We start from the raw sequence: 5448 nt of genomic DNA, 5'->3' as shown, positions 1-5448 counted from the left end.
GGCGTGCGCTGCGGGCCGCCGCTTTGGCGGCGGGGTTGGCCGCGCCGCGGGTCCGTCGGTCACCGGAGTGGCGGCGTCGACTGTCGGGCTCGGCCGAGTCGGCGGTTTGTCCGCCTCCCAGCAGCGAGGACACCTTCGCGAACAGTCCACCTCCGGTGCGGGGTGTCTTTTCGGAGGCTGTGTCCCGGTCGGACGATGCGCCGAAGTACCAGCGGGCGGCGCCCACGAGCAACACCGCCGCAGCGGTGAAGAACATCAGCGGGAAGCGTTCGATCAGCGGATAGCCGCAGTTGATCAGGACGTCCTTGACGCCGTCGATGTCGGCGCTGTGCATCAGGTAGTACGCGCTGGGCACCAGGACGAACAGGATCAGCGGCGGTTGGATCACCGCCGTGAACACCGCCGTCTGCCGCACCGCCAGCACCGCGGCCAGACAACCGATGGCGTAGAGCGCGGCGAAGACCTTGGTGAGCTCGCCACCGCCGGAGGCGGCGTCGACGGCGAAACCTACCGCCGACGCGGCGACAGCGATCAGGACCGCACCCCACCACGGGACACCCGCGAAACTGGGATGCGCAGAGCGGTGATCGGCCGGTATCGCCGACCGTGCGCGCTGTCCTGACACAGGTCGACCGTACCGGCTGAGGCACCAAGACGCCGCCAGCGCCGGGTGGCGTGCCGATCACAGCGCCTACACTGTGGTCCCCGTGGGCCTGAATCTGGGAATCGTCGGACTACCGAACGTCGGCAAGTCGACATTGTTCAACGCATTGACGCGTAACGACGTGCTGGCCGCCAACTACCCGTTCGCGACCATCGAGCCGAACGAAGGGGTGGTGGCGCTCCCGGATCCGCGGCTGGGTGAGCTCGCGAAGATCTTCGGCTCGGAGAAAATCGTGCCCGCGCCGGTGACGTTCGTCGACATCGCCGGCATCGTCAAAGGGGCGTCCGAGGGCGCTGGGCTCGGCAACAAGTTCCTTGCCAACATCCGCGAGAGCGATGCGATCTGCCAGGTGGTGCGGGTGTTCTCCGACGATGACGTCGTGCACGTCGACGGCCGGGTGGACCCCAAGTCCGACATCGAGATCATCGAGACCGAGCTGATCCTCGCCGACATGCAGACCTTGGAGCGCGCGCTGCCGCGGCTGGAGAAGGAAGCCCGCACCCACAAGGACCGCAGACCGGTCTTCGACGCCGCCACCGCGGCGCAGCAGGTGCTCGACACCGGCATGACTTTGTTCTCAAGTCCTCCGCGGGATGTCGACGTGTCGTTGTTGCGCGAGCTGAACCTGATGACCTCCAAGCCTTTTCTGTACGTTTTCAACGCAGACGAGTCGGTGCTCACCGATTCCGCGAAGGTCGCCGAGTTGCGCGATCTGGTGGCCCCGGCCGACGCGGTGTTCCTGGACGCGAAGATCGAAGCCGAGCTCCAGGAGCTCGACGAGGAATCCGCTGCCGAGCTCCTGGAGTCGATCGGTCAGACCGAACGGGGGCTGGATGCGTTGGCGCGCGCCGGTTTTCACACGCTGAAGTTGCAGACCTACCTGACAGCGGGCCCGAAAGAGGCCCGCGCCTGGACGATTCATAAGGGTGACACCGCGCCGAAGGCTGCCGGAGTCATCCACTCGGACTTCGAGAAGGGCTTCATCAAGGCCGAGATCGTGTCCTTCGACGACCTGGTCGCCGCTGGTTCCATGACCGCGGCCAAGTCCGCCGGCAAGGTCCGGATGGAGGGCAAGGACTACGTGATGGCCGACGGCGACGTGGTCGAGTTCCGGTTCAACGTCTAGCTAGGACGACAGGGCGCCGGGTGGCTCCGCTTGCGGCCAGCCTTTTGAAGTAGCCGAGCTTGGGCTGAGGCTCTGACAGCTTTTGCCGATGTTATGGAGCGCAAGCTCATCGATCGCCATACAAGCCGAACGCCAGGCAGTACGTTGAACGCGGCCAACCGCAGGCGCTCTCCGCTGTTCCCGCGGTGGAGAGCGAGGGGCCGAGTGAAAGACGTCCTGATCGGGGTCGGTGTCTTTGCCATCATCTTCGGCGGCGGACTGTTGGGGATGTTTCTCGGTAAGGTCCTTCCCGACCCCCATATAAGCCCCGAGTCGCGCGATGCCATCAGGACGATAATGGCCATGCTCGGGACACTGTCGGCAGTGGTGCTCGGCCTCCTCACCGGCTCCTCCATCAGCTCGCTTGCCGAGAAAGAGAGTGAGTTGCGCAGTGCGGGAGTGCAATTCATCATGCTTGATCGGACCTTGGAAGAGTATGGGCCGGAGACCGCGCCAATACGAGCATTGGCCAAGGATCTACTTGCACAACGAATCCACCAGATCTGGCCGGAGGAAGGCGGTGCGGTGTCGCTCACCGCGCTCAGCAGTGGGGCCGGCATCAATTTGGTTCAGCGAGAGCTTTTTGATCTGTCGCCCCAGACGGAGCGACAGCAGTGGCTGCAGTCGAACGCGCTGGAGAACACCAACACGATTGCCGAGTCGCGGTGGACGACCGTCGGGCAGATCGAAAGCCGATTCCCGTGGGCATTCTTCGTGGTCGTCGTGGCGTGGCTAGCGGTGATCTTTGCCAGTTTCGGGCTGTTCGCACCGCGAAACGCCAGCGTGATCGCGGCATTGCTGGTCGCCGCGATTGCACTTGCCGGCCCGATCTTCATGATGCTCGAAATGGATCAGCCGTACGGCGGGCTGGTCAAGATCCCCAGCACCTCTCTGAGCGTCGCCTTGGACCAGATGGGTCGATCGTAAACGCGTGAATCAGTGCCCAGTGGCGAATGGGATCTCACTGGTAGCCTGATCCCATGGAAGCTGTCATCGATTCCGGCGGCCGTATCGTCTTGCCCAAGCAGCTGCGCGACGCGCTGGGGCTGACCCCCGGATCACGGGTCGACGTCTCGGCATACGGCGGTGGATTGCAGATCACCCCGGGCGGCAGAACTGCTCGGGTCGAACGAGTTGCCAACGAACGTCTGGTAGCCCGCGCAGACACCGAAGTCAGCGACGAGATGATGTTCGCGCTGATCGACTCGGGACGACGTTGACAGAGGTGTCGGTGACGGCGGTCGACACCAGTGTCGCAGTGCCGCTGGTAATGGCGTCGCACCGACACCACGCGATGGTCGCTGCGTGGGCCGAGAATCGAACGCTGGGTCTTTGCGGGCACGCCCTGACGGAGACGTACTCGGTCCTCACTCGGCTGCCCGGCGACGCTCGCGTCACCGCTGCCGATGCGGTGGCGTTGATCGATGGAAACTTCGCCGCGTCGTTGCAGCTCGGTGCCCGTGCCTCGAGATCCGCGCATCGCGAATTCGCCCGGCGAGGTATCGCCGGAGGCGCGACATACGACGCTTTGGTCGCGTTGGCAGCGCGCGAGCATGGCGTTGTCTTGGCCACCAGGGACGCCCGTGCCAGGTCCACCTACGAGGCGTTGGGTGTTGTCACCGAGGTGCTGGCGGCCGGAGGTTGACGTTGTTTGGCGGTGCAACGTCGTGGAGTTCAGATTCCACGTTTGATAGTAACCAACCAGGAAAAGAAGTGAGCGGTCGCGGGGCGACGCCGTTACGATTGTTCCGTGCCGATCCCAAGGGTGGATCCGACTACCGACAGCGTCGGCCTCATGAAGAGTGCCATTGCAAAGTTCGCTAAGACGCCTGCCGGCCAATGGTATCTACGGCGCGTTTCCCCGCGAGTCGATCCGACGCTGATGCGTCGCACTTGCGGACGGGTGAGTTCGATCGGACCCTGGCCGCGTTTCGTACTGCTGACCCACACCGGTGCCAAGTCGGGAGTCAGGCGAGTCGCGCCCCTGATCTATTTCACCGACAGAGACCGCGTCATCCTGGTTGCGTCGAACTACGGCGGTACACGTCATCCGGCCTGGTATCACAACGTGCTGGCACATCCCACCGTGACGCTTTGTGGGAGAGGATCTGAGGGCCGGTTCGTCGGCGAGGAAGTCACCGGTGCCGAGTATGACCGTCTGTGGGCTCTGGCCAGGCAATGGATTCCCGTCTATGACATGTACGAAGAATCCTCCGGCGATCGACGAATTCCGCTCTTGGCGTTCACGCCAATCGACTAGACGTGTCGCGACAGCTGGTTGCGCCGACGGTGACCTGATTCCGTCGAGTTCGGCATGTTTCCGCATGTTCTCCGTATGTTGTTGTCACGCCCGATGATCGGACCTAGTTTGTAACTGTGAGTGAGGATTGGCGCGTCGACCGGGTCGATGAGATCCGGTCGTTGATCAAACAAGCCGAACCCGACGTCGTCGAGGAGATCAAGTGGCGTAAGCCATCGAACCCCGACGGGGTGCCGGCGTTCTCGCTGGACGGTCTGATCTGCACGCTGGAGATGTACAAGGGCAAGGTCAAAGTGAATTTCGCCAAAGGTTCGTCCTTGGCCGACCCGGACCATCTGTTCAACGCGAGCCTCGAGGCTCCCGTCCGGCGTTCCATCGATCTCCGCGAAGACGATGAGCTGGATGCGGACGCGTTCAGATCATTGATTCAAGAGGCTGTCAGGGTCAATCGCCGTTAGTTAGCGCCCGACGCGAAGCGCGCCGGACGGCTACAGGCGCGGCGTCAGCCGGAAGATGGGAATCTGCCGGCCGACCGGTGCTGTCTGCTCGCGGTAGTCGGAGTACCCGGCGTACACCCGCTCGGCCAGCTCGTAGAGCCTTGCGCAGTCGTCAGGGTCGGTGACCTCAGTGGCCGAGAACCTCTCTCCGCCGAACTCGCAGTCCGGGTTCACCTTCAGGTTGTGATACCACTGCGGGTTCTTGCTGCCGCCGTAGTTGGAGGCGAGCAGGATGACGTCGGACCCATCGTGAAAGTAGGTGAGCTGTACGGTGCGTGGCTGCCCGGACTTCGCGCCGGTGGACGTCAGCGGCGCGTTGACGATGGGGCCCATGTTGACCCGGCCACCGGTGAGGCGGAACAGATACGGGTCGGTGCGCCGGGCGACGTGCTTCGCGACGAACTGCCCTACCCGGGAGCGTCCGAAACGAACTCCCGCCTGGTAGCGGCGGCCCCGCTTCCTGTGTGGATCGACGTAGCGCAATGGCACGCAGGAACCGTACCCCGCGGGTGACGACGGGAGCTCAGTCGGCTGCGGCCGCGAGGACCCGGTTGATCTCGACCTGGCGGACCAGGAAATCCCGCTCGTCGAGCTTCTTTCGCCGCATCCAGCTCGTCACCTCGGAATTGCACTTGCTGGTGTTGCACGAACGGCAGCAGGGCACCACGTTCTCCAGGGCATAACGCCCGCCACGGGAGATGGGAAGCACGCAGTCTTTCTGCAGCGGCGACCTGCTGTTGCGCGTCGCTGATGTTGCACATGGTGGCGTCGTTGCCGTTGAGGCTGGTTCGGCGTGAATTAGCCCCGCTCGATCGTGTCGAGCGGGGCTGTCGGTGGTCGGGGTGTCGTGCCGATTGTCAGG

At 63.8% G+C, this 5448-nt stretch carries 8 protein-coding genes and 1 pseudogene; 6 read left to right on the top strand and 3 right to left on the bottom strand.

Going from position 1 to position 5448, the window contains the following annotated elements; genetic code table 11:
- Window positions 1-625: DUF6542 domain-containing protein (locus WA944_RS15595; protein WP_526647099.1), on the bottom strand; the 625-nt coding region annotated here is incomplete at its 3' end.
- A gap of 82 nt (window positions 626-707) precedes the next feature.
- On the opposite strand from WA944_RS15595, the gene ychF reads away from it, so the two are divergent.
- From ychF to WA944_RS15565, 6 genes are all read left to right on the top strand, one after another.
- Window positions 708-1790: a redox-regulated ATPase YchF gene (gene ychF, locus WA944_RS15590; protein ID WP_526369448.1), complete on the top strand. Its 1083-nt coding sequence runs from the start codon at window positions 708-710 to the stop codon at window positions 1788-1790.
- Between the two features lie 204 nt (window positions 1791-1994).
- A complete protein-coding gene (locus WA944_RS15585; RefSeq protein WP_526369446.1) occupies window positions 1995-2756 on the top strand; it encodes a bestrophin-like domain in 762 nt (253 codons plus the stop codon).
- Between the two features lie 53 nt (window positions 2757-2809).
- Complete coding sequence (locus tag WA944_RS15580) at window positions 2810-3049, top strand: AbrB/MazE/SpoVT family DNA-binding domain-containing protein (protein WP_526369444.1); 240 nt, start codon at window positions 2810-2812, stop codon at window positions 3047-3049.
- Window positions 3046-3474: a PIN domain-containing protein gene (locus WA944_RS15575; RefSeq protein WP_526369442.1), complete on the top strand. Its 429-nt coding sequence runs from the start codon at window positions 3046-3048 to the stop codon at window positions 3472-3474. The genes WA944_RS15580 and WA944_RS15575 overlap by 4 nt, the downstream gene beginning before the upstream one ends.
- Before the next feature lie 105 nt (window positions 3475-3579).
- Window positions 3580-4089 (top strand): nitroreductase family deazaflavin-dependent oxidoreductase, encoded by a 510-nt coding sequence (locus tag WA944_RS15570; protein WP_526369440.1) that lies wholly within the window; start codon window positions 3580-3582, stop codon window positions 4087-4089.
- 116 nt (window positions 4090-4205) lie between these two features.
- Window positions 4206-4547 (top strand): DUF1801 domain-containing protein, encoded by a 342-nt coding sequence (locus WA944_RS15565; RefSeq protein ID WP_526369438.1) that lies wholly within the window; start codon window positions 4206-4208, stop codon window positions 4545-4547.
- A gap of 30 nt (window positions 4548-4577) precedes the next feature.
- Here WA944_RS15565 and WA944_RS15560 read toward each other — a convergent pair whose 3' ends face one another.
- Complete coding sequence (locus tag WA944_RS15560; RefSeq protein ID WP_526369436.1) at window positions 4578-5075, bottom strand: nitroreductase/quinone reductase family protein; 498 nt, start codon at window positions 5073-5075, stop codon at window positions 4578-4580.
- A gap of 34 nt (window positions 5076-5109) precedes the next feature.
- Window positions 5110-5313 (bottom strand): annotated as a pseudogene (locus WA944_RS15555) (HNH endonuclease signature motif containing protein); the annotation flags it as partial.
- Window positions 5314-5448 lie beyond the last annotated feature (135 nt).

The sequence above is a fragment of the Mycobacterium sp. genome (assembly GCF_049683355.1).
Classification (GTDB): Bacteria; Actinomycetota; Actinomycetes; order Mycobacteriales; family Mycobacteriaceae; genus Mycobacterium.
The sequence above is the reverse complement of the archived record's forward strand: the minus strand, read 5'-3'. Positions and strand labels throughout refer to the sequence as shown.

Bases quoted from the DNA above. Each gene is read 5' to 3' on its own strand.
- WA944_RS15580 (WP_526369444.1), top strand. From the start codon at position 2,810: ATGGAAGCTGTCATCGATTCCGGCGGCCGTATCGTCTTGCCCAAGCAG.